Genomic DNA, 20,429 nt, shown 5'->3' with positions numbered 1-20,429 from the left:
CGCCGCGGCCGGGCAGTCGTTCCCGCAGCTCACCGGGGGTCGTGAGTGCCGACTGCCGCTGGTGGGGCAGTCGGCACTCACGGCTCAGGCGTGCAGGTCGAAGGAGTGGTCGATCGAGTGGTCGTCGGTCGCGTGGCTGTCGACCGCGTGGCTGTCGTCGACCGTGTGGTCGTCGGTGAACGAGTGGTCGTCGGACACGTGGGTGTCGGTGTCGTTGTGCCCGCTGTCGACGTGGCTGTCGTTGTGCGAGTCGTTGTGGCTGTCCGTCGAGTTGTGCGCGTCGGACTGGGTGGCGTCGCCGCCCTTGTCCGCGAGCGACCCGGAGCCGAAGTTCGCCAGGTGGTCGTTGCTGTCGGTGAAGTTCCCGGTGGCGCCGCCGGTGCCGGAGAGCGCGCCGCCGTGGTCGGCGGTGGCACCGGACTGGTTGACCGCCGAGCCGGACCCGAAGGAGGCGGCATTGTCCTCGCCGTTCACGACCTCGTTGCCCCACCCGGCGACGGCGTGGTCGCCGGTCGCGACGGGGGCGCGGTTGTCGCCGCCGACCGCCACGGACCCGTCGCCCGTGGCGTTGGCCTGGTGCAGGTCGATGCGCTGGTCGACGTCGCCGCCGTGGGTGTCGATGTCCTGGTGGAAGGACTGGTCGATGAAGGTCTTCCGGTCGTCGACGAAGGTGTTGGTGATGTACGTCTTGAGGTAGTCGGCGGCCTCGGTGTGCGGGTCGTGGTGGCCGGAGTCGTCGTGGTGGTGGTGCACGGGCGGGGCCGGCGGCAGCTCGTGGTGGCCGTGGCCGTCCCAGTCGTGGTGCGGGCTGTCGGCCGCCAGGGTCACCGCGTCCTTGATGTCCTCCGGGGACAGGTCGGCGAGCCCGCACTCCTGGAGGTAGCCGGCCGGGTCGGCGAGGAACGCCTGCTGCTCGGCGGGGTTCTGCAGCAGGTTCATCAGCAGGTCGAGCAGGGTCGTGGTGGCCACGGTGGTCTCCCGGGTGTCGTCGCGGAATTGCCCTCGGCGGGCGGTTCGGCGACGACGTTAGGAACGGGGGCCGCGGAACGGATCGGGCATGATCCCCCGTTCCCGCGGCCGCCGTGCGGGGACGGTGCGGCAATTCCGACAACGGGGCGGCGGAACGCTGCATCCGCCCAGGTGAGCTGCGGCGACTCCCTTTCTCGGCAGGAATCGGACGGCCGGTCACCAAGGCGGCGAGGGCGCCGGGAAGCGCTTTTCGGCGGACCGTTTTACGACCGCATGACGAAACCCGGATCGGCGGCGGAGAGAATGCGACGAGCCCTTGACCCCGGCTTGCCCGGAACCCCCGTTCCGCGCCCCGATCGGGTGCGGGGGCTCAACCCGGGAGCTCGGCCAGCGCCCCGACCGTCGGCACCCGGTGGTCCGGCGCCTGGACGTGCCCGGGGTAGCGCCGGCCGTCCCGGTCGATCCACGCCGTCCGCATCCCGGCCCGCGCGGCCCCGTGCAGGTCCCACGGGTGCACGGCGACCATCAGCAGCTCGCCGGGCTCCCTCCGGCACACCCGGGCGGCGAACTCGTACGCGCCCGGGGCCGGCTTCCAGATCCCGGCGTCGTCGACCGAGAGGACGTACTCGAACTCGTCGCGGATCCCCGCCTCGCCGAGCAGCCGCTCCGCGACCGAGGTCGAGCCGTTGGACAGCGTGACGAGCCGCGAGCCGGCCGCCCGCAGCCGGCGGACCCCCTCGACGACGTCCGGGTGCAGCGGCAGCCCGAGGAACCCCCTGATCACATGGTCGGGTGCGTCCTCGTCGGAGGTGTAGGGCGCCAGGAGGTCCTGCGCGGTCTCCCGGGCCACCTCCGCGAAGGGCCGGTAGTCGCCCGCGGCGGCCAGCGCGATCCCCTCCCGCAGGGTGCTCGCGAACCACAGGGTCGAGAGGTGCTCGGGGGCGCCGAGCTCGGTGAACCGCTCGGCCAGCGGGCGCAGGTCGGAGAGGGTCTCGTTGACGTCGAAGACCACCGTCTCGGGAGCCATGCCGGCGATCGTCGCACCGGCGGGCCCGCGCCGCCGTGCTTCCGCCCACGACGCCGACCGCGATCACCGGGCCGCCACGTATGGTCTGCAGCCGTGGACACGGGTGCGCACGAGGGGCCGGCGGTCACCGTCGTCGGGATCGGGGCGGACGGCTGGTCCGGGCTCGCCGGCACGGCCCAGGAGACCCTCGCGGCGGCCGAGGTGATCCTCGGTGGGCCGCGGCAGCTGGACCTGGTGGCGGGCAAGGTCGAGGCCGAACTGGTGGCGTGGCCGTCGCCGCTGGTTCCGGCGCTGCCGGGGTTGCTGGCGAAGTACGCCGGGCAGCGGCTCTGCGCGCTGGCCTCCGGCGATCCGATGTTCTTCGGCCTCGGTGCGACCCTGGCCCGGACCGTCGGCGCCGAGCAGATGCACGTGATCCCGCACCCGTCGTCGGTCACCCTGGCCTGTGCGCGGCTGGGCTGGCCGAGCGAGGACGTCGAGGTGGTCAGCGTCGTCGGGCGCCCGGTCGAACGGCTGCGTCGCTCGGTGAGCCCCGGCCGGCGGATCCTCGTCCTCAGCGCCGGCGCCGCCTCGCCCGCGCTGATCGCCGCCCAGCTCACCGCGGACGGGTTCGGCCCGAGCAGGCTCACCGTGCTCGAGCAGCTCGGCGGCCCGGGGGAGCGGCTGTACTCGGGCACCGCGCGGGACTGGCTGCACCCGGAGGGCGACGCGCTCAACGTCGTCGCCGTGGAGTGCGCCGCCGCGCCGGGCGCGCGGGTGCTCGGCGAGGTCCCCGGCCTGCCGGACGACGCCTACGCCCACGACGGGCAGCTCACCAAGCGCGAGGTCCGGGCGGTCACCCTCGCCCACCTCGCCCCGCGCCCCGGCCGGACACTCTGGGACGTCGGCGCCGGCGCCGGCAGCATCGCGATCGAGTGGATGCGCGCCCACCGCTCCTGCTGGGCGGTCGCCGTCGAGTCGCATCCCGAACGCGCGCAACGCATCCGGCACAACGCCGCGACACTCGGCGTGCCCGCGCTGCAGGTCGTGACCGGGCGCGCCCCCGCGGCCCTCGCCGACCTGCCCCCGCCCGACGCCGTGTTCATCGGCGGCGGCCTCACCCGCGACGGCGTCCTCGAGGCGTGCGTGGAGGCCCTGCCCGCGGGCGGCCGGCTGGTGGCCAACGGCGTGACCGTGGAGTCCGAGGCCGCGCTGGCCGCCGCCCGCGAACGGTTCGGCGGAACCCTGGTGCGACTGCAGGTCGCGCGCGCCGAGCCCGTCGGCGGGTTCCTCGGCTGGAAACCCGCGATGCCCGTCACGATCTGGAGCTGCGACGTATGACCGTGCACTTCATCGGCGCCGGCCCCGGCGCCGTCGACCTGCTGACCCTCCGCGCCCGCGACCTGATCGCGGCCTCGCCGGTGTGCCTCTACGCGGGCTCGCTGGTCCCGCCGGAGATGCTGGAGCTCTGCCCGCCCGACGCCCGCACCGTCGACACCGCGCTGATGACGCTGGCCGAGATCGTCGACGAGATGGTGCGGGCGCACGAGCACGGGCTCGACGTCGCGCGGCTGGCCTCCGGCGACCCGTCGGTCTTCTCCGCGATGGCCGAGCAGATGCGGCGGCTCGACGCGGCGGGCGTGCCCTACGACGTCACGCCCGGGGTGCCGGCCTACGCCGCGGCGGCGGCCTCGCTCAAGCGCGAGCTCACGGTCCCGACGGTCGCCCAGACCGTCACGCTGACCCGCATCGCGGCCCGGGCCACGCCGATGCCCGAGGGGGAGTCCCTGGAGGCGCTGGGCACCGCCGGCGGCACGCTGGTGCTGCACCTGGCCGTGCACCGCATCGACGAGGTCGTGAAGGAGCTGGCGCCGTCCTACGGCGCCGACTGCCCGGCCGCCGTGGTGGCCTACGCCAGCCGGGAGCACGAGATGGTGCTGCGCGGGCGGCTCGACGACATCGCCCACGCCGTGCACGAGGCCGGCATCCAGCGCACCGCGGTGATCATCGTCGGCCCGGCCCTCGCGGCCGAGCAGTTCCCGGACAGCCACCTGTACTCGGACACCCGCTGCCGTGCGTGACAACTGCCCCTAGAGCGGCACTCGCCACTCACGACCCCTCCTGACGTGCGGATACTCATCCTGGGCGGGACGTCCGACGGCCGGGCGCTCGCGGAACTCCTGCAGCCCGCCGGGCCGCGGTCCGCGTCGACCGACCGGGCGCTCTCGGTCGTCTCCTCGCTGGCCGGCCGGGTCCGCTCCCCCCGGCTGCCGCCCGGCGAGGTGCGGATCGGCGGGTTCGGCGGGGTCGCCGGGCTGGTCGCGTACCTGCGGGCCGAGGCGGTCACGCACGTCGTCGACGCCACGCACCCCTTCGCCGCCGGGATGACGGCGAACGCCGCGGCCGCGTGCGCAGGGGCCGGCGTGCCGCTCACGATCCTGCGCCGTCCGGGCTGGACCGCGCAGCCGGGGGACCGGTGGCACCGCGTGGCGTCCCTGGCCGAGGCGGCAGAGGTGCTGCCGGGGCTGGGCGAGCGCGTGTTCCTGACGACCGGACGGCAGGACCTGGCGGCGTTCGCCGACCTGGACCTCTGGTTCCTCGTCCGGTCGGTCGACCCGCCCGATCCGCCCGTGCCGCGGCGGACGCGGTCGATCCTGGCGCGCGGCCCGTTCACCGTCGACGGCGAGACGGCGCTCCTGCGCGAGCACGCCGTGGACGTGCTGGTGACCAAGGACTCGGGCGGCTCGGACACCGCGGCCAAGCTCACGGCCGCCCGCGCCCTGGGCGTGCCCGTGGTGATGGTCGACCGCCCGGCGCTCCCGCCGGGCGTGCCGGTGGTGGCCACGCCCGCGGAGGCCGCTGCCCGCCTCGCGGGTCAGGCGCCGTAGTGGCGGGGCGTGAACACCGTCGGACGCCCGTTGCGCACCACAACCCGGGTGGTGGACGAGCCGATGATCACCAACGTCCGCATGTCGACCTGCTCGGGGTCGAGCTCGCCGAGCGTGGTGATCGTCAGGCGCTCGCCGGAGCCGCCGACGTCCCGCCCGAGGACGACCGGGGTCTCCGGGGAGCGGTGCTCCAGCAGGGCGTCCCGGGCGGCGCCGACCTGCCACGGCCGCGCCTTCGACCGCGGGTTGTAGATCGCGATCGCCAGGTCGGCCTGCGCGGCGTGGACGAGCCGGTCGACGACCGTCTCCCACGGCTTGAGCCGGTCGGAGAGCGAGATCATCGCGTAGTCGTGGCCGAGCGGGGCACCGACCGCGGCGGCGACGGCCTGCGCGGCGGTCAGCCCGGGCAGCACGCGGACCGGGACGTCGAGGTACTTCGGCTCCGACGCCACCTCGAGCACGGCGGTGGCCATCGCGAACACGCCCGGGTCGCCCGCGCTGACCACGGCCACGTTGCGGCCCGACGCAGCCACGTCCAGCGCGTGCGCGGCCCGCTCGGCCTCGACGCGGTTGTCGCTGGCGTGCCGGGTCTGCCGCGGGTTCGGCGGCACCCGGTCGAGGTAGGGGCCGTAGCCGACGAGGTCGTCCGCCGCGGCGAGGGCGGCCGCGACCTGCGGGGTCAGCCAGTCCCGCCCGGCCGGCCCGGTCCCGACGACGACGACCTCGCCGCGCCCGGTGACGCGCTCCTCGGACACGGGTTCGGGCTCCGTCTCGGCCCGCTGCTCGGCGTCGTCGGGGATGCTCGCGGCCACCTCGCCGGGCAGCACCGCGATCGAGAAGTACGGCACCGACTCCGGGTCGATGTCCGCAAGCGCGCCGGTGCGTTGCCCGTCCATCGTGGCCCGCTCGACGAACTGGGCGCGGCCGAGCTTGCCGGCGTCGGCGAAGGCCTCGCGGACCGTGGTGAAGGTCCGCCCCAGCTTCATGACGGCCGCGGAGTCGGTGGCGCACAACCGCTCGGCCAGCACCTCCCGGGGCAGCGTGCCGGGCAGGATCGTCAGGATCTCGTCCCGCTCCACCAACGGCTGCCCGAGCGCGGCCGCGGCGGCGCTCACCGACGTCACGCCGGGCACCACCTCCGCGCGGAACCGGCCGGCCAGCCGCTTGTGCATGTGCATGTAGGAGCCGTAGAAGAGCGGGTCTCCCTCGGCCAGCAGCACGACGTCCCGGCCCGCCGCGAGGTGCGCGGCGAGGCGCTCGGCGGCCTCGGCGTAGAACTCGTCGATCGCGCCCTGGTAGCCGCCCGGGTGGTCGACGGTCTCCGTGGTCACCGGGTAGACCAGCGGCTCCTCGATCTGGCCGCCGCGCAGGTGCGGCTCGGCGATCCGCCGGGCGATCGAGCGGCCGTGCCGGGCCGAGTGATAGGCGATCACGTCCGCGGCGCCGATGAGCCGGGCGGCCTTGATCGTGACGAGGTCGGGGTCGCCGGGGCCGAGGCCCACCCCGTAGAGGGTGCCGGTCATCTACAGCTCCTGCTCGCTGGCCAGGGCGTTCAGCGCCGCCGCGGTGATCGCCGAGCCCCCGCGCCGGCCGTGCACGACGAGGTACTCGAGGTCGGTGCGCGCGGCGAGCGCCTCCTTGGACTCCGCGGCGCCGATGAAGCCCACGGGGATGCCGAGGATCGCGGCCGGGCGGGGCGCGCCCGCGTCGATCATGTCGAGGAGGTGGAACAGCGCGGTCGGGGCGTTGCCGATGGCGACCACGGCGCCGTCGAGCTTGTCCCGCCACAGCTCCAGCGCCGCGGCCGAGCGGGTGTTGCCCAGCTCCCGGGCGAGGTCCGGCACCCGGGGGTCCCGCAGCGTGCAGACGACCTCGTTGTCCTTCGGCAGCCGGGCCCGCGTGACGCCGGAGGCCACCATCATCGCGTCGCACAGGATCGGCGCGCCGTCCTGCAGGGCCTTCCGGGCGGCCGTGACGACGGCGGGGGAGAAGCCGACGTCGCCGGTCAGGTCGACCTGGCCGCAGGCGTGGATCATCCGGACGACCACGTAGGCCACCTCGGGCGGGAGGGCCGACAGGTCGGCCTCGGCCCGGATCGTGGCGAAGCTCCGCCGGTAGATCTCCGCGCCGTCGCGGATGTAGTCGCTGGTCATGCGGGGTGTTCTCCGGTCGGTGCGAGGACGCTGAGCGCGGTGGACAGGTCGGGGACGGTGCGGTCGTCGAGGCGGTAGGTGCCGTCGGGCAGGGCGACGACGTCGAGGTGCGCCTCGTGCGGTGCCCCGCACCGCCGCTCGCACCCGACGACGTGGGCGCGGGGGAGATCGAGCGCCCGGCCCAGCACCTCCCGGACGTCCGCCCGGACGTCCGCGTGCGACTTCGCGCAGCCCGGCCGGCCGGCGCAGGCGCTGAGGGCCAGGGCGGGCGCGTCGGCCGTGAGCACGAAGCCGTGGGCGCGCAGGCGTTGCCGGGCGTCGGGCGCGGGATCGGGCAGCACCAGCGTGCGCCACGGGGTCACGATCGTCTCGGGTGCCGCGGCGGCGAGCCCCCGCAGCTGGGCGGCCGAGATCTCGCCCAGGACGGGGGCGACGCCGAGGGCCTCACCGCCGTCGTCACGGGGGATCGGGCCGATCGGAGCCCGCGACTCGCCGAGCTCGCGACTCGCGGTGCCGGAGCTCGCGATCCGCGGTGCCGGATCTCCCGACCCGCGGGCGAGGGCGGCGGCGATCCGGGCCGGGGCGTCCGGGACCTCGGTGGCGCGCCAGGCCCCGGCACAGCCGGACCGCTCCTCCTCGCGGAGCGTGAGAAACACCTCAGCGGCGGCGACGAGCAGGCCGGGCGCGTCCGCCGGGACGCAGGACACCGCCGTCGGCACCCCGGCGACCTGCAGGAACCCGTGATCCCGCGCCTCCGCGACCCAGCACAGGTCCGGGCGCTCGGCGGCGACGTCACCTCTCCCGTCGTCCAGGGCGAACAGGAACCGGCCGGGCAGCGCGGCGAGCGCCGGGCGGGCGCAGAGGGCCTCGTCGAGCGCACGGGCCAGGCCCCGGACGTCCGCCCGCCCGCCGGTCAGCCCGGACAGCGGTGAGGCCAGGACGTTGCGCACCCGCTCGTGCGACGGCGCCGGGATCAGGCCGACCGCGGCGAGCCGCGAGACGAGCCGCGGGTCCTCCCGGTCCAGGCCCCTGAGCTGCAGGTTCCCCCGCGAGGTGAGGTGCACCGCGCCGTCGCCGAGCTCCTCGGCGCACGCCGCGAGGACCCGCAGCTGGGCCGCCGCGACGACCCCGCCCGGCAGGCGGACGCGGGCCAGGGCGCCGTCCGCCGCGTCGTGCGGCGCGAGCACGCCGGGGCAGGCGTCGGCGCGCGAGCGGGCGGCGGGCGCAGGGGTGGGCACGGCAGCACTGTAAACACGAACCGGACCGCTTGACGCGGAGTGATCCCGTTGCGGAGAGTGGGCCCGGAACAACCGCATACGGCGAGCGGGACCCAGGAAGACCGGTGCGAGTCCGGCGCGGTCCCGCCACTGTCACCGGGGAGCAGACCCCGCACGGACGGCCACGGGGAGACCTGGAAGGCCGGGGCGAGCGCGGATCCGGGAGCCAGGACACTGACCCGCCCGCCGCGCACCACCCACGACCCGGGACGCGGATCCCGCAGGAGAGGACCTTCGATGAGCGCTGCCCCGACCCCCCACGGCCCGGGGCGGATCCTGCTGCTCTCGACCTCGGACACCGACCTCCTGTCCGCCCGGGCCTCCGGCGCCGACTTCCGCCTGGCCAACCCCAACCGCGTGCTGCTCGACGAGCTGCCGGCGATGGTCGCCGAGGCCGCCGTCGTGGTCGTGCGGGTGCTGGGCGGGTACCGGTACTGGGAGGAGGGGCTGGACCTCCTCCGCGCCTCCGGCACCCCGCTCGTCGCGCTCGGCGGCGAGATGGCTCCCGACGCCGAGATGATGGAGCTGTCGACGGTCCCCGCCGGCGTCGCGGCCGAGGCGCACACCTACTTCGCGCAGGGAGGAGCCGGGAACCTCCGCCAGCTGCACGCCTTCCTGTCCGACACCGTGCTGCTCACCGGCGAGGGATTCGCGCCGCCGGTCGCCCTGCCCGAATGGGGAGTACTGGAGCGTTCCGCGGCGCCCGCGCAGGGGCCGACCGTCGCCGTGCTCTACTACCGCGCCCAGCAGCTCGCCGGGAACACCGCGTACGTCGAGGCCCTCTGCCGGGCGATCGAGGCCAAGGGTGCCACCCCGCTGCCGATCTTCTGCGCCTCGCTGCGGCAGGCCCCGGCCGAGCTGCTGAAGACGCTCCGCCAGGCCGACGCCATGATCGTCACGGTCCTCGCGGCCGGGGGGACCAAGCCCGCGTCGGCGCAGGCCGGCGGCGAGGACGAGGAGTGGGACGTCGCGGAGCTCGCCGCGCTCGACGTCCCGATCCTGCAGGGCCTCTGCCTCACCTCCAGCCGCGCCGCCTGGGACGAGAACGACGACGGGCTGTCCCCGCTCGACGTCGCCACCCAGGTCGCCGTGCCCGAGTTCGACGGCCGGCTGATCACGGTGCCGTTCTCGTTCAAGGAGGTCGACGCGGACGGCCTGTCCGTCTACGTCCCGGACGAGGAGCGCGCGGCCCGGGTCGCGGGGATCGCGGTGCGGCACGCCGACCTACGGCGGATCCCCAACGCGGACAAGAAGATCGTGCTCATGCTGAGCGCGTACCCGACCAAGCACGCGCGGATCGGCAACGCGGTCGGGCTGGACACCCCGGCGTCGACGGTCGCGCTGCTGAAGGCCATGGCGGCGGCGGGCTACGACGTCGGGGACTTCCCCGGCGTCGAGGCGGGGGACGGCGACGCACTGATCCACGCCCTGATCGAGGCGGGCGGCCAGGATCCGGACTGGCTCACCGAGGAGAAGCTGGCGGGCAACCCGATCCGCATCTCCGCGGCGCAGTACCAGCGCTGGTTCGACACCCTGCCGGAGGACTTCCGTTCCGGGGTGATCGAGCACTGGGGCGCGGCACCCGGCGAGCACTACGTGCAGAACGGTGACATCGTCGTCGCGGCGCTGCGGTCCGGGAACGTCACGCTGATCGTCCAGCCGCCCCGCGGCTTCGGCGAGAACCCGGTGGCGATCTACCACGACCCGGACCTGCCGCCCTCGCACCACTACCTCGCGGCCTACCGCTGGCTCGCCGCCCCGGTCGCCGACGGGGGCTTCGGCGCCGACGCGGTGGTCCACATCGGCAAGCACGGCAACCTGGAGTGGCTGCCCGGCAAGACGCTCGGCATGTCCGCGTCCTGCGGCACCGACGCGGCGCTCGGCGACCTCCCGCTGGTCTACCCGTTCCTGGTCAACGACCCGGGCGAGGGGACGCAGGCGAAGCGCCGGGCGCACGCCACGCTCGTCGACCACCTGATCCCGCCGATGGCCCGCGCCGAGACCTACGGCGACATCTCCCGCCTCGAGCAGCTGCTCGACGAGCACGCCAACGTCTCCGCGCTCGACCCGGCCAAGCTCCCCGCGATCCGGCAGCAGATCTGGACGCTGATGACCGCGGCGAAGATGGACCACGACCTCGGGCTGGACGAGCGCCCGCACGAGGCCGAGTTCGACGACATGCTCCTGCACGTCGACGGCTGGCTGTGCGAGATCAAGGACGTCCAGATCCGGGACGGCCTGCACGTGCTCTCGGCCGCGCCGGAGGGGGACACGCGGGTCGACCTGGTGCTCGCGATGCTCCGCGCCCGGCAGATGTGGGGCGGCGAGCAGAGCGTCCCCGGCCTGCGCGAGGCGCTGGGTCTGGCCGAGGACGGCAGCGAGGCCCGCGGTGCGGTCGACGAGGTCGAGCAGCTGGCGCACGCGCTGGTCGCCGACATGGAGGCCGCCGGCTGGGACCCCGACGCCGTCCCGGCGGTGGTGAGCGCGCGACTCGCCGGCCCGGAAGTCGGGAGCTCCGACCACCCCGGCGGAACCGACAGGGCGGCGACGGTCGAGCGGATCCTGCGGTTCGCGGCGACCGAGGTGGTGCCGCGGCTCGCGGAGACCGCGCACGAGATCGACCGGGTGCTGCACGCGTTGAACGGCGGATTCATCCCCGCGGGTCCGTCGGGTTCGCCGCTGCGCGGACTGATCAACGTGCTGCCGACCGGCCGGAACTTCTACTCGGTCGACCCCAAGGCCGTGCCCAGCCGGTTGGCGTGGGAGACCGGACAGGCCATGGCGGACTCGCTCGTCGAGCGCTACCGCCGGGACCACGGCGGCGAGTACCCCCGGTCCGTCGGGCTGTCGGTGTGGGGGACCTCCGCCATGCGGACCAGCGGCGACGACGTCGCGGAGGTCTTCGCGCTCCTCGGCGTCCGGCCCGTGTGGGACGAGATGTCCCGGCGCGTCACGACGCTCGAGGTGATCGATCTCGAGGAGCTCGGCCGCCCCCGCATCGACGTGACCGTGCGCATCTCCGGCTTCTTCCGGGACGCGTTCCCGCACGTCCTGGCCCTGCTCGACGACGCCGTCCGGCTCGTCGGCAACCTGGACGAGCCGGCCGAGCAGAACTTCGTGAAAGCCCATGTGCTGCAGGACGAGCAGCGCACCGGCGACCGCCGCCGCGCCACCACGCGGATCTTCGGCTCGAAGCCGGGAACCTACGGGGCGGGCCTGCTCCAGCTCGTCGACTCCAAGAACTGGCGGGACGACGCCGACCTCGCCGAGGTCTACACGACCTGGGGCGGCTACGCCTACGGCCGCGGCCTCGACGGCGCCCCCGCGCGGGACGACATGGAGACGGCCTACCGGCGGATCGCGGTGGCGGCCAAGAACACCGACACCCGCGAGCACGACATCGCCGACTCGGACGACTACTACCAGTACCACGGCGGCATGGTCGCGACCGTCCGCGCCCTGACCGGCGAGGCGCCCGAGGCGTACATCGGCGACTCGACGCGGCCGGACTCGGTGCGGACCCGGACGCTGCACGAGGAGACCGCCCGCGTCTTCCGCGCCCGCGTGGTCAACCCGCGCTGGATCGAGGCCATGCGGCGGCACGGGTACAAGGGCGCGTTCGAGATGGCCGCGACCGTCGACTACCTGTTCGGCTGGGACGCCACGACCGGGGTGGTCGCGGACTGGCAGTACGAGAAGCTCACCGAGTCCTACGTCCTCGACCCGGACAACCGGAAGTTTCTCTCCGAGTCGAACCCGTGGGCGTTGCACGGCATGGCCGAGCGGCTGCTCGAGGCGGTGGAGCGCGGGCTGTGGGAGGCCCCGGAGCAGGCCACGCTCGACGCCCTGCGCCAGGCCTACCTGGAGACCGAGGGCGACCTCGAGGCCGAGTAGGGCCGGAAGCCGGTATCGCCGCGACTCCAGCGGCCGGACACTCGGCTCCCGCACCCGAGGAGGGCCGGCCATGGAGACGACCGTCGACGAGATCGCCCCCGACCTCTACCGGTTGTCCACGTACGTGGAGCCGGTGAACCTCGCGTTCAACCAGTACCTGGTCGCCGGCGAGGATCCGCTGCTCTTCCACTGCGGGCCGCGGCAGATGTTCCCGCTGGTCAGCGGGGCGGTCGCGCGCGTGCTGCCGGTCGAGCGGCTGCGCTGAATCTCCTTCGGGCACGTCGAGTCGGACGAGTGCGGCTCGATGAACGAGTGGCTCGCCGCCGCCCCGCGCGCCGAGGTGGTGCACGGCATCCTCGGCGTGGCCGTCTCGCTGAACGACCTCGCCGACCGTCCGCCCCGCGCCCTCGCCGACGGCGAGACGCTCGAGCTGGGCGGCCGGCGGGTGCGCTGGATCGACACCTCGCACGTGCCGCACGGCTGGGAGTCGGGGTTGCTCTTCGAGGAGACCACCGGGACGTTGCTCTGCGGCGATCTGTTCACCTCGACCGGCCACGGCCCCGCCCTGACCGAGACCGATCCGGTCGGGCCGGCCCTCGCGGCCGAGGCCGTGTTCCACGCGACCGCCCTGACCCCGGGCACCGGACCCGCCGTCCGCGCGTTGGCCGACCTGCGTCCCGAGGCACTGGCCCTGATGCACGGCCCGGTCTTCCGCGGCGACACGACCGCGGCGCTGACCGAGCTGGCCGACGGCTACGACCGCCTGCTCGACGAGGCCCTGGCCGCGCGGGCGGGCTGATCCGCTCGTGAGTGGCGATCGTCGCTCCGGTGACCATCGGCACTGACAGGATGGCTCAGCGGGCGAGCCGGCCGAGGTGCAGCCGCAGGTCGCCCGCGGCGGTCCCGAGCTCCTGCAGCAGCGCCGCCTCGACCTCGCCGACGGCAGGCGCCAGCCGCGCGTGCAGCTCCTGCCCCCGGTCCGACAGCAGGACGAGCACGCGGCGGCGGTCGGTCTCGTCGACGCGCCGGTACACCAGCCCCTGGTCGATCAGCCGGTCCACGATCTTCGTCAGGGTCGGGGCCGGGACGCGCACGGCCGCGGCGATGCCGCTCATCGGGTGCCCCTCGCCGTCGGCGAGCAGGTCGAGGACGCGCCACCGGTCGAGCCCGGGGCCGTCCGGCCCGAGCGCCTCCTCGATCCGCCGCTCCACCCGGTGCGCCGCGCCCGCGAGCGCGTCGAGGAGGCCGGCGTCGGTGACCGACGGTGGTGCACTGCTCACGGCGGGTCCACTTCCTGCGGGGAGGGGTGACGGGGAGGGCTGTCCTGGACAAGACTCTCACGGGGCGGACTCGGACGGCGGACGCGAGCGGGGAGGTCCGCGATGCGCACGGCCGGCAGGGGCGGGGAGCAGGGCTCGCGGATCGGCGACGTCGTGGAGGTCGCCTTCGTGGTGCCGCGCAGCGGCCCGGCGGGGCTGTTCGGGCCCGCCTGCGAGTCCTGCGGAGCCCTGGCGGTGGCCGAGCTGAACGCGGCGGGGGGCGTGCTCGGCCGCGAGGTCCGGCTGCACGCGGTCGACGGCGGCCGCGCACCGGCGCAGGTCGCCGCGGAGGTCGGGGCGCTCGTCGAGGCGGGTGCGGTGCAGGCGGTGTCCGGCTGGCACATCTCGGCCGTCCGGCAGGAGATCGCGCCGCGGGTCAGCGGCCGGGTCCCGTACGTCTACGCCCCGCTCTACGAGGGCGGCGAGCGCACGCCGGGGGTGTTCCTCGCCGGCGAGACCCCGGACCGGCAGGTGCTGCCCGGCCTGCGCTGGATGGCCGCGGAGCTGGGCGTGCGGACCTGGTGCATCGTCGGCGACGACTACGTGTGGCCCCGCGTCTCGGCCCGGGCGGCGCGGCGCTGGGCCCGGACCACGCCGGACGTGCGGATCCTCGACGAGGTCTTCGTCCCCCTCGGCACCGAGGACTTCACCGACGCGCTCGACCGGGTGCTCCGCTCGGGCGCGCAGGGCGTGCTGATGTTCCTGGTGGGCTCGGACGCGGTGCGCTTCAACCGTGCCTTCGCGGCCGCGGGCGGCGACCGCCGGTGCGTGCGGTTCAGCCCGCTGATGGAGGAGAACATGCTGCTCGCGAGCGGACCGTCGCGCGAGCTGTACTCCGCGGCGGCGTGGTTCGAGAGCCTTCCGACCGCGGCCGGCCTGGACTTCTCGCGCCGGTACGTCGAGCGCTTCGGGCCCCGCGCGCCGGTGCCGGGCGCGCTCGCCGAGTCCTGCTTCGAGGGGCTGACCCTGCTGGCCCGGCTGGCCGAGCGGGCCCGCTCGCTCGACGTCGACGCCGTGTCGGGGGCGGGGGAGGGGATCGCCTACGAGAGCCCGCGCGGCGACGTCGTGCTGGTGCACAACCACCTCCGGCAGGACGTCTACCTGGCCCGGGCCGACGGGCTGGAGTTCGACGTGCTCGCCCGCTTGACCTGATTGCTGTCGCTCGACATAGTTTCACATGACAGCAAATCGGGGAGGCGCCCGTGCCCACCTACGCGTTCCGCTGCCCCCACTGCGGGGGATTCGACGTGATCCGGCCGATGCGTGAGGCGGGGGCACCCGCCAGCTGCCCCGAGTGCGGCACCGCGGCCCGCCGGGTCTTCGAGTCACCGGCGTTGCGCGCGGGCGACCCCCGGATGCGCCGCGCCCTCGACGCCTCGGAACGCAGCGCCGACGAGCCCGCCGTCGTCTCCTCCGTGCCCGGCCGCAACCGCAGGGCCACCCCGATCAGCCGGGACCCGCGGCACGCCCGCCTGCCCCGTCCCTGACGCATCTCCGGCTCGATCACCGAAGCTGACCAGGAGGAACCGCCATGCCCGACGTCGTCTTCTCCGTCGACCAGGCGAAGCCCATGCGTGACCAGAAGGCGCCCGGCCACAACCGGTGGCACCCGAGCATCCCGCCGGCGGTGACCGTCGCCCCCGACTCCTCGATCCGCGTCGAGTGCCGGGAGTGGACGGACGCCCAGATCGGCAACAACGACTCGGCGAACGACGTCCGGGACGTCGACCTGACCCGCTGCCACATGCTCTCCGGACCGATCGCGGTCGAGGGCGCCGAGCCGGGGGACCTGCTCGTCGTCGACATCCTCGACCTCGGCCCGGTGCCCCAGGAGACGGGCCCGGCGCCCGGCCAGGGCTGGGGCTACACGGGCATCTTCGCGAAGCAGAACGGCGGCGGCTTCCTCACCGACCGCTTCCCCGACGCCTACAAGGCGATCTGGGACTTCTCCGGGCAGGTCGCCACCTCGCGCCACCTGCCGGGCGTGAGGTACACCGGCATCACCCACCCCGGCCTGTTCGGCACCGCGCCCAGCCACGAGCTGCTGAGCCGGTGGAACGCCCGGGAACGGGCGCTCATCGCCACCGACCCGGACCGCGTGCCGCCGCTGGCCCTGCCTCCGTTGGAGGAAGCGACCCTGGGCGGGAGCGCGACCGGCGACGTCCTCCGCGAGATCGCCCGCGACGGTGCCCGCACCGTGCCCGCCCGCGAGAACGGCGGCAACCACGACATCAAGAACTTCACCCGCGGCAGCCGCGTCTTCTACCCGGTGCACGTGCCGGGCGCCCTGTTCTCCGGCGGCGACCTGCACTTCTCCCAGGGCGACGGCGAGATCACCTTCTGCGGCGCCATCGAGATGGGCGGGTTCATCGACTTCCACGTCGACCTGATCAAGGGCGGCATGGAGACCTACGGCGTGACGACCAACCCGATCCTGATGCCGGGCAACGTCGAGCCGCGGTACTCCGAGTTCCTCACCTTCATCGGCATCGGCGTGCAGCACGAGACCGACACCCAGCTCTACAACGACGCCACCGAGGCCTACCGCAACGCCTGCCTGAACGCCGTCACGTACCTGGAGAAGTTCGGCTACTCCGGCCCCCAGGCCTACCTGCTGCTCGGGTCGGCGCCGATCGAGGGCCGCGTCTCCGGCGTCGTCGACATCCCGAACGCCTGCTGCTCGCTCTACCTGCCGACCGCGATCTTCGACGACGATCTGCGACCGTCGGCGAGCGGCCCGGCGCGTAAGGACCGGGGGAGCTGCGCGGTGAGCTCGTGACGGGTCCGGACGCCTCCTACGAGGTCCACGAGATCCCGGAGTTCACCCTCGAGTGCGGCGCGACGCTGCGGCCGGCCCGGATCGCCTACCAGACCTACGGCGAGCTGAACGCCGCCCGCAGCAACCTGATCCTGTACCCGACGTGGTACTCCGGGCGGCACTGGGACAACGAGTGGCTGATCGGCGAGGGGATGGCGCTCGACCCCTCCCGGTGGTTCATCGTGGTGCCGAACATGCTGGGCAACGGGCTGTCGTCGTCGCCGTCGAACACCCCGCCGCCGTGGGACCGGGCCCGATTCCCCCGGATCAACGTGCGGGACAACGTGGCCTCGCAGCACCGGCTCGTCACCGAGGTGTTCGGTGTCGAGTCGCTGCCGCTGGTGCTCGGCTGGTCGATGGGCGCCGGGCAGACCTACCAGTGGGCGGTGAGCCACCCGGAGATGGTGCAGCGCATGCTGCCCTTCTGCGGGTCGCCGCGGACCGCGCCGCACAACCAGGTCTTCCTGGACTCGCTGCGGGCCGCGCTGACCGCGTCGGTGGGCTTCGACGGCGGCTGGTACCCGCCGGACGACTGGCCCGTCGGCGGGCTGCGGGCCTTCGCCCGGATCTACGCGGGCTGGGGCTTCTCGCAGGCCTTCTACTGGGACGAGGTGTGGCGGGAGCTGGGCCACACCTCGCTCGAGGACTTCGCGGTCGGGTTCTGGGAGGGGTTCTTCCTCGACGGCCGGGACCCGAACAACCTCCTGACCATGCTCGACACCTGGTGGAACGGCGACGTCGGGAAGACGCCGGGGTTCTCCTCCACCGAGGAGGCCCTCGGCTCGATCCGGGCGAAGGCGATCGTGATGCCGGCGGAGAAGGACCTGTACTTCCCGCCGGAGGACGAGGAGTGGGCCGTCTCGCACATGCGGGACGCCGAGCTGCGGGTGATCCCCGGGGTGTGGGGGCACTTCGCGGGCGGCGGTGCGAACCCGGTGGACACGGCGTTCATCGACGCCGCGGTGAAGGAGCTGCTCGCCCGGTGAGTCACGCCTCGCGGACGTCGAGCAGGTCGTTCTCCTCGACCGCCGCGCGGGAGAGCGTGGTGTAGCCGCGCTCGTCGAACAGCACGGTCAGCCGGTCGGCCTCGGTCGCGAGCACCACGCCGTCGCCCCACTCGGGGTGCCGGACGGGGGTGCTGGGCGTGAGCCCGGCATCCTCGTCGCCGACGTCGGCCGGCACGTGCTCGGCGGCCGAGCCCGCCTCGCAGGTGTCGCAGTGGCCGCACGGCCCGCCGAGCTCCTCGCCGAAGTAGCCGAGCAGGTAGCGGCGCCGGCACCCGCCGGTCTCGGCGTACTCGCGGACCAGGTCGATGCGGGAGCGGACGAGCCGGCGGTGGCGTTCGGCGGCGTCGGCGGCCGCGTCGACGGCCTCCGGCACGGACAGGTCGGCCCGGGAGATCCGGCCCTCCTCGACCCGCACCGCCCCGACCTGCTCCAGCAGGTTCACGGCGTTGGTCCGCCGCTGCGCGGAGAGCCCGGAGCGCTCGCCGAGCTCCTTCCCGGTGGCCGGGCCCTCCGCGAGCGCCTCGAGCACCGCGCGCAGCGCCTCCGGCTTGGGGCGGCGGGCGACGAGGAACCGCTGCAGGCGCAGGTCCTCGTGGTGGTGGTGGAGCTCGACGGTGGCGGACCCGCCGTCCCGGCCGGCGCGGCCGATCTGCTGGTAGTAGGCGTCGAGCGAGCCGGGCGAGGCGGCGTGCAGCACGAACCGCACGTCCGGCTTGTCGATCCCCATCCCGAAGGCGGAGGTGGCGACGACGACGTCGAGGTCGCCGGCGAGGAACCCGTCGTGGACCTCCTCGCGCCGCTTCCGGTTGAGCCCCGCGTGGTAGTGCGCGGCCCGGATGTCGAGGCCGGCGAGGGACTCGGCGTAGCGCTCGGCCTCCTTGCGGGTGGCGACGTAGACGAGGCCGGGCGTCGGCAGCTCGCGCACGCGCTCGGCGATCTCGCGGTGGCGCAGGTCGTCGTCGGCGTAGACCTGCACGGTGAGGTGCAGCTCCGGCCGGTCGAAGCTCGCGACGATCTCCCGCGGCTCGCGCAGGCCCAGCCGTTCCACGATGTCCGCCCGCACGGGCGGCGCGGCGGTCGCGGTCAGCGCCACCACCCTCGGGTGGCCGAGGCGCTCGATCGCCGCGCCGACGCGCAGGTAGTCGGGCCGGAAGTCGTGGCCCCACTCCGACACGCAGTGCGCCTCGTCGACCACGAACAGGCCGACGCCGGCCTCCACGAGCCGCTCCACGACCTCGTCCTTGTCCAGCTGCTCCGGGGCGAGGAACAGGTACTCGGCCTCGCCCGCGGCGAGCGCCTCCCAGGCGTGCGTCGTGCGGGCGGCGGCCTGGGCGGAGTTGACCGTGACCGCCTCGGGGACGTCGCGCTCCGCGAGCCCCTGCTGCTGGTCGTGCTGCAGCGCGATGAGCGGCGACACCACGACGGTCGGGCCCTCGAGGAGCACGGCCGGCACCTGGTAGATCGCGGACTTGCCGGCGCCGGTGGGCAGGACGGCGAGGACGTCGCGGCCCTCGAGGAGGTGCTCCATGCCGTCGAGCTGGTCGGGATGCAGTTCGGCGAAGTCGAACCGGTCCGCGGCCGCCCGCTGCAGCCGCTCACGTGCTGTCGTCACAGGGCGCGGGCTACCCACGCACCCCGCCGTCACAACCCCGGTGATTCCAGGGGCCCGTCGTGCGGCGCGGTCCGGGGCGCGATCAGCGCCCCGACCAGGGCGAGGACGACCAGCACGCCCAGGAGCACGGGCAGCGCGACCGCCGGGGTCACCAGGACGGCGAGCAGCGCCCCGCCCAGCCCGACGAACGCGGCCTGGGCGAGCTGGTCGGTGAGCTGGGCGGCGGAGGAGTGATGACCGACGGCGCCCGGGGAGGAGCCGGCCAGCAGCAGCGCGGAGAGCGAGGAGAAGCCCAGCCCCATGCCCACGCCGGCGACCAGCCACAGCGGCAGCGCGGCCCAGGCGACGCCCCAGGCCGGCGCGACCAGCAGCAGCCCCGCGGTCCCGACCGCGATCAGCAGCATCCCGATCCGCAGCAGGCGGGGCCGCGGGAGCTCCGGCTGGCGGCCCTGCCACGCCGCCGCGGCGGACCAGCCCAGCGAGCCGACGATCAGCGGCAGCCCGGCCTCGGACAGTGACCAGCCGTGCGTGGCCGTCAGCATCAGCGGCAGGTACGCGGTGACGGTGAAGAACGCCCCGGCGATCAGCCCCCGCCCGGCGACGACGGCGGCGATCCCGCGCCGCGCCCGGACGGTCCCCGCGGGGAGCAGCCTCCGCAGCGCCGGGACGAGCACGGCGAGCGCGGCCACCGCGAGCACTCCGCCGGCCACCGTCGGGTGCTGCCCGGCCCAGCTCAGCGCGGCCACCCCGAGCGCCGCGGCCCCGGCGGCGAGGACGAGCCCGCGGTGCGGCGGCGCGGGCTCGGCGGGCGGGGTGAGCCCCCGCACGGCCGGCAGCACGAGCAGCACGGCCAGCCCCACCAGCGGGAGCAGCCCGAGGAACACCCAGTGCCAGGACAGGTGCTCGGTGACCACCCCGGCGACGGGCGGCCCGACCAGCGACGGCACCACCCACGCCGACGACACGAGCCCGAACACCGCGGGCCGGGCGCGCACGGAGTAGACCAGCGCGATCAGCACGTACACGGCCACGCCCTGGGCGCCCGCGCCGAGGCCCTGCAGCAGCCGCCCCGCCAGGAGCTGGGGCAGCGACCCGGCGGTCCCCGCCACGAGCAGGCCCAGGCCGAACACGGCCGGGGCGAGCAGCAGGACGAGCCGGGGGCCGCGGGCGTCGCACCAGCGCCCGCCGAGGACGGTGCCGACGACGGTGGTGGCGATGAAGGCGACGAAGGGCCAGGCGTAGTCGGCGACGGTGCCGAGCTCGGCCACGACGGCCGGCATGGCGGTGCCGACGCCCATCTGTTCGAACGCGATGAGGCTGATCAGCAGCACGATCCCGACGGTCACCGCCCGCCGGCGGGGCCCGAACAGCTCGTCGCGGACGGCGCGGTCCCGGTCGGTCGGCGTGGTCGTCACGGCCCGAGCCTCCATGCTGAACCGAGGTTCAGGTCAAGCGGGTTCGCCACGGGCGTTCGGGCGCCTCGGGT

The 20,429-nt window shown here is 74.7% G+C and carries 18 protein-coding genes and 1 riboswitch; of the genes, 10 read left to right on the top strand and 8 right to left on the bottom strand.

Annotated elements, in window-relative coordinates:
* Nucleotides 1–84: 84 nt before the first annotated feature.
* Nucleotides 85–969: an IniB N-terminal domain-containing protein gene (locus tag ACQP04_RS20785; RefSeq protein ID WP_433502223.1), complete on the bottom strand. Its 885-nt coding sequence runs from the start codon at nt 967–969 to the stop codon at nt 85–87.
* 370 nt (nt 970–1,339) lie between these two features.
* Nucleotides 1,340–1,996, bottom strand: a complete 657-nt coding sequence (locus ACQP04_RS20780; protein WP_433502222.1) for a haloacid dehalogenase type II — start codon at nt 1,994–1,996, stop codon at nt 1,340–1,342.
* A gap of 93 nt (nt 1,997–2,089) precedes the next feature.
* Between ACQP04_RS20780 and cbiE the strand changes: the two genes are divergently transcribed.
* Genes cbiE through ACQP04_RS20765 form a run of 3 tightly spaced genes read left to right on the top strand, consistent with a single transcriptional unit; the run spans nt 2,090 to nt 4,863 of the window.
* Nucleotides 2,090–3,316, top strand: coding sequence for a precorrin-6y C5,15-methyltransferase (decarboxylating) subunit CbiE (gene cbiE, locus ACQP04_RS20775; RefSeq protein WP_433502221.1), 1,227 nt, complete (start codon nt 2,090–2,092; stop codon nt 3,314–3,316).
* Nucleotides 3,313–4,056 carry a precorrin-4 C(11)-methyltransferase gene (gene cobM, locus ACQP04_RS20770; RefSeq protein ID WP_433502220.1) on the top strand — a complete coding sequence of 248 codons (744 nt, stop codon included), beginning with the start codon at nt 3,313–3,315 and terminating at the stop codon, nt 4,054–4,056. The genes cbiE and cobM overlap by 4 nt, the downstream gene beginning before the upstream one ends.
* A 45-nt stretch (nt 4,057–4,101) precedes the next feature.
* Nucleotides 4,102–4,863 (top strand): cobalt-precorrin-6A reductase, encoded by a 762-nt coding sequence (locus tag ACQP04_RS20765; protein ID WP_433502219.1) that lies wholly within the window; start codon nt 4,102–4,104, stop codon nt 4,861–4,863.
* Here ACQP04_RS20765 and ACQP04_RS20760 read toward each other — a convergent pair.
* The 3 genes from ACQP04_RS20760 to cobG are packed head-to-tail and all read right to left on the bottom strand — an operon-like array spanning nt 4,851 to nt 8,254.
* Entirely contained in the window at nt 4,851–6,386 is a 1,536-nt protein-coding gene (locus tag ACQP04_RS20760; RefSeq protein WP_433502218.1) for a precorrin-2 C(20)-methyltransferase, read from the bottom strand. The genes ACQP04_RS20765 and ACQP04_RS20760 overlap by 13 nt on opposite strands.
* A complete protein-coding gene (locus ACQP04_RS20755; RefSeq protein WP_433502217.1) occupies nt 6,387–7,016 on the bottom strand; it encodes a precorrin-8X methylmutase in 630 nt (209 codons plus the stop codon).
* Nucleotides 7,013–8,254 (bottom strand): precorrin-3B synthase, encoded by a 1,242-nt coding sequence (gene cobG / locus ACQP04_RS20750; protein WP_433502216.1) that lies wholly within the window; start codon nt 8,252–8,254, stop codon nt 7,013–7,015. Before cobG ends, ACQP04_RS20755 begins: the two co-directional genes overlap by 4 nt.
* A gap of 93 nt (nt 8,255–8,347) precedes the next feature.
* Nucleotides 8,348–8,470, top strand: a riboswitch (cobalamin riboswitch).
* A 60-nt stretch (nt 8,471–8,530) separates the two neighbouring features.
* On the opposite strand from cobG, the gene cobN reads away from it, so the two are divergent.
* The 3 genes from cobN to ACQP04_RS20735 all read left to right on the top strand — a co-directional run bounded on the left by cobN (nt 8,531) and on the right by ACQP04_RS20735 (nt 12,986).
* On the top strand, nt 8,531–12,187 hold the full coding sequence (gene cobN / locus ACQP04_RS20745) for a cobaltochelatase subunit CobN (protein WP_433502215.1): 3,657 nt from the start codon (nt 8,531–8,533) through the stop codon (nt 12,185–12,187).
* Between the two features lie 70 nt (nt 12,188–12,257).
* Entirely contained in the window at nt 12,258–12,452 is a 195-nt protein-coding gene (locus ACQP04_RS20740; RefSeq protein ID WP_433502214.1) for a hypothetical protein, read from the top strand.
* 39 nt (nt 12,453–12,491) lie between these two features.
* Complete coding sequence (locus ACQP04_RS20735) at nt 12,492–12,986, top strand: hypothetical protein (protein WP_433502213.1); 495 nt, start codon at nt 12,492–12,494, stop codon at nt 12,984–12,986.
* Nucleotides 12,987–13,041: 55 nt separating this feature from the next.
* Here ACQP04_RS20735 and ACQP04_RS20730 read toward each other — a convergent pair whose 3' ends face one another.
* Nucleotides 13,042–13,467, bottom strand: a complete 426-nt coding sequence (locus tag ACQP04_RS20730; protein WP_433502212.1) for a MarR family winged helix-turn-helix transcriptional regulator — start codon at nt 13,465–13,467, stop codon at nt 13,042–13,044.
* A gap of 102 nt (nt 13,468–13,569) precedes the next feature.
* Between ACQP04_RS20730 and ACQP04_RS20725 the strand changes: the two genes are divergently transcribed.
* The 4 genes from ACQP04_RS20725 to ACQP04_RS20710 are packed head-to-tail and all read left to right on the top strand — an operon-like array spanning nt 13,570 to nt 17,310.
* Nucleotides 13,570–14,658, top strand: coding sequence for a substrate-binding domain-containing protein (locus ACQP04_RS20725; RefSeq protein ID WP_433502211.1), 1,089 nt, complete (start codon nt 13,570–13,572; stop codon nt 14,656–14,658).
* Nucleotides 14,659–14,708: 50 nt separating this feature from the next.
* On the top strand, nt 14,709–14,993 hold the full coding sequence (locus ACQP04_RS20720; RefSeq protein WP_433502210.1) for an FmdB family zinc ribbon protein: 285 nt from the start codon (nt 14,709–14,711) through the stop codon (nt 14,991–14,993).
* A 44-nt stretch (nt 14,994–15,037) separates the two neighbouring features.
* Nucleotides 15,038–16,285, top strand: a complete 1,248-nt coding sequence (gene fmdA / locus ACQP04_RS20715; protein ID WP_433502209.1) for a formamidase — start codon at nt 15,038–15,040, stop codon at nt 16,283–16,285.
* Nucleotides 16,282–17,310, top strand: coding sequence for an alpha/beta fold hydrolase (locus ACQP04_RS20710; protein WP_433502208.1), 1,029 nt, complete (start codon nt 16,282–16,284; stop codon nt 17,308–17,310). Before fmdA ends, ACQP04_RS20710 begins: the two co-directional genes overlap by 4 nt.
* 1 nt (nt 17,311) lies before the next feature.
* Here the strand turns inward: ACQP04_RS20710 and ACQP04_RS20705 are convergent, their stop codons facing one another.
* Together ACQP04_RS20705 and ACQP04_RS20700 are read right to left on the bottom strand one after the other, a co-directional pair.
* Nucleotides 17,312–18,943 (bottom strand): RecQ family ATP-dependent DNA helicase, encoded by a 1,632-nt coding sequence (locus tag ACQP04_RS20705; protein ID WP_433502207.1) that lies wholly within the window; start codon nt 18,941–18,943, stop codon nt 17,312–17,314.
* A 29-nt stretch (nt 18,944–18,972) separates the two neighbouring features.
* Nucleotides 18,973–20,358: an MFS transporter gene (locus ACQP04_RS20700; protein WP_433502206.1), complete on the bottom strand. Its 1,386-nt coding sequence runs from the start codon at nt 20,356–20,358 to the stop codon at nt 18,973–18,975.
* Nucleotides 20,359–20,429: the final 71 nt, after the last annotated feature.

This window comes from Pseudonocardia halophobica (genome assembly GCF_050948485.1).
Classification (GTDB): Bacteria; Actinomycetota; Actinomycetes; order Mycobacteriales; family Pseudonocardiaceae; genus Pseudonocardia; species Pseudonocardia halophobica.
Note: the sequence above shows the minus strand (reverse complement) of the source record. Positions and strands in the feature narration are given on the sequence as shown.

Coding starts and splice junctions, on each gene's coding strand:
- ACQP04_RS20780 (WP_433502222.1), bottom strand. CDS start 1,996: ATGGCTCCCGAGACGGTGGTCTTCGACGTCAACGAGACCCTCTCCGAC.
- cobM (WP_433502220.1), top strand. CDS start 3,313: ATGACCGTGCACTTCATCGGCGCCGGCCCCGGCGCCGTCGACCTGCTG.
- ACQP04_RS20760 (WP_433502218.1), bottom strand. CDS start 6,386: ATGACCGGCACCCTCTACGGGGTGGGCCTCGGCCCCGGCGACCCCGAC.
- ACQP04_RS20755 (WP_433502217.1), bottom strand. CDS start 7,016: ATGACCAGCGACTACATCCGCGACGGCGCGGAGATCTACCGGCGGAGC.
- cobN (WP_433502215.1), top strand. CDS start 8,531: ATGAGCGCTGCCCCGACCCCCCACGGCCCGGGGCGGATCCTGCTGCTC.
- ACQP04_RS20740 (WP_433502214.1), top strand. CDS start 12,258: ATGGAGACGACCGTCGACGAGATCGCCCCCGACCTCTACCGGTTGTCC.
- ACQP04_RS20735 (WP_433502213.1), top strand. CDS start 12,492: ATGAACGAGTGGCTCGCCGCCGCCCCGCGCGCCGAGGTGGTGCACGGC.
- ACQP04_RS20725 (WP_433502211.1), top strand. CDS start 13,570: ATGCGCACGGCCGGCAGGGGCGGGGAGCAGGGCTCGCGGATCGGCGAC.
- fmdA (WP_433502209.1), top strand. CDS start 15,038: ATGCCCGACGTCGTCTTCTCCGTCGACCAGGCGAAGCCCATGCGTGAC.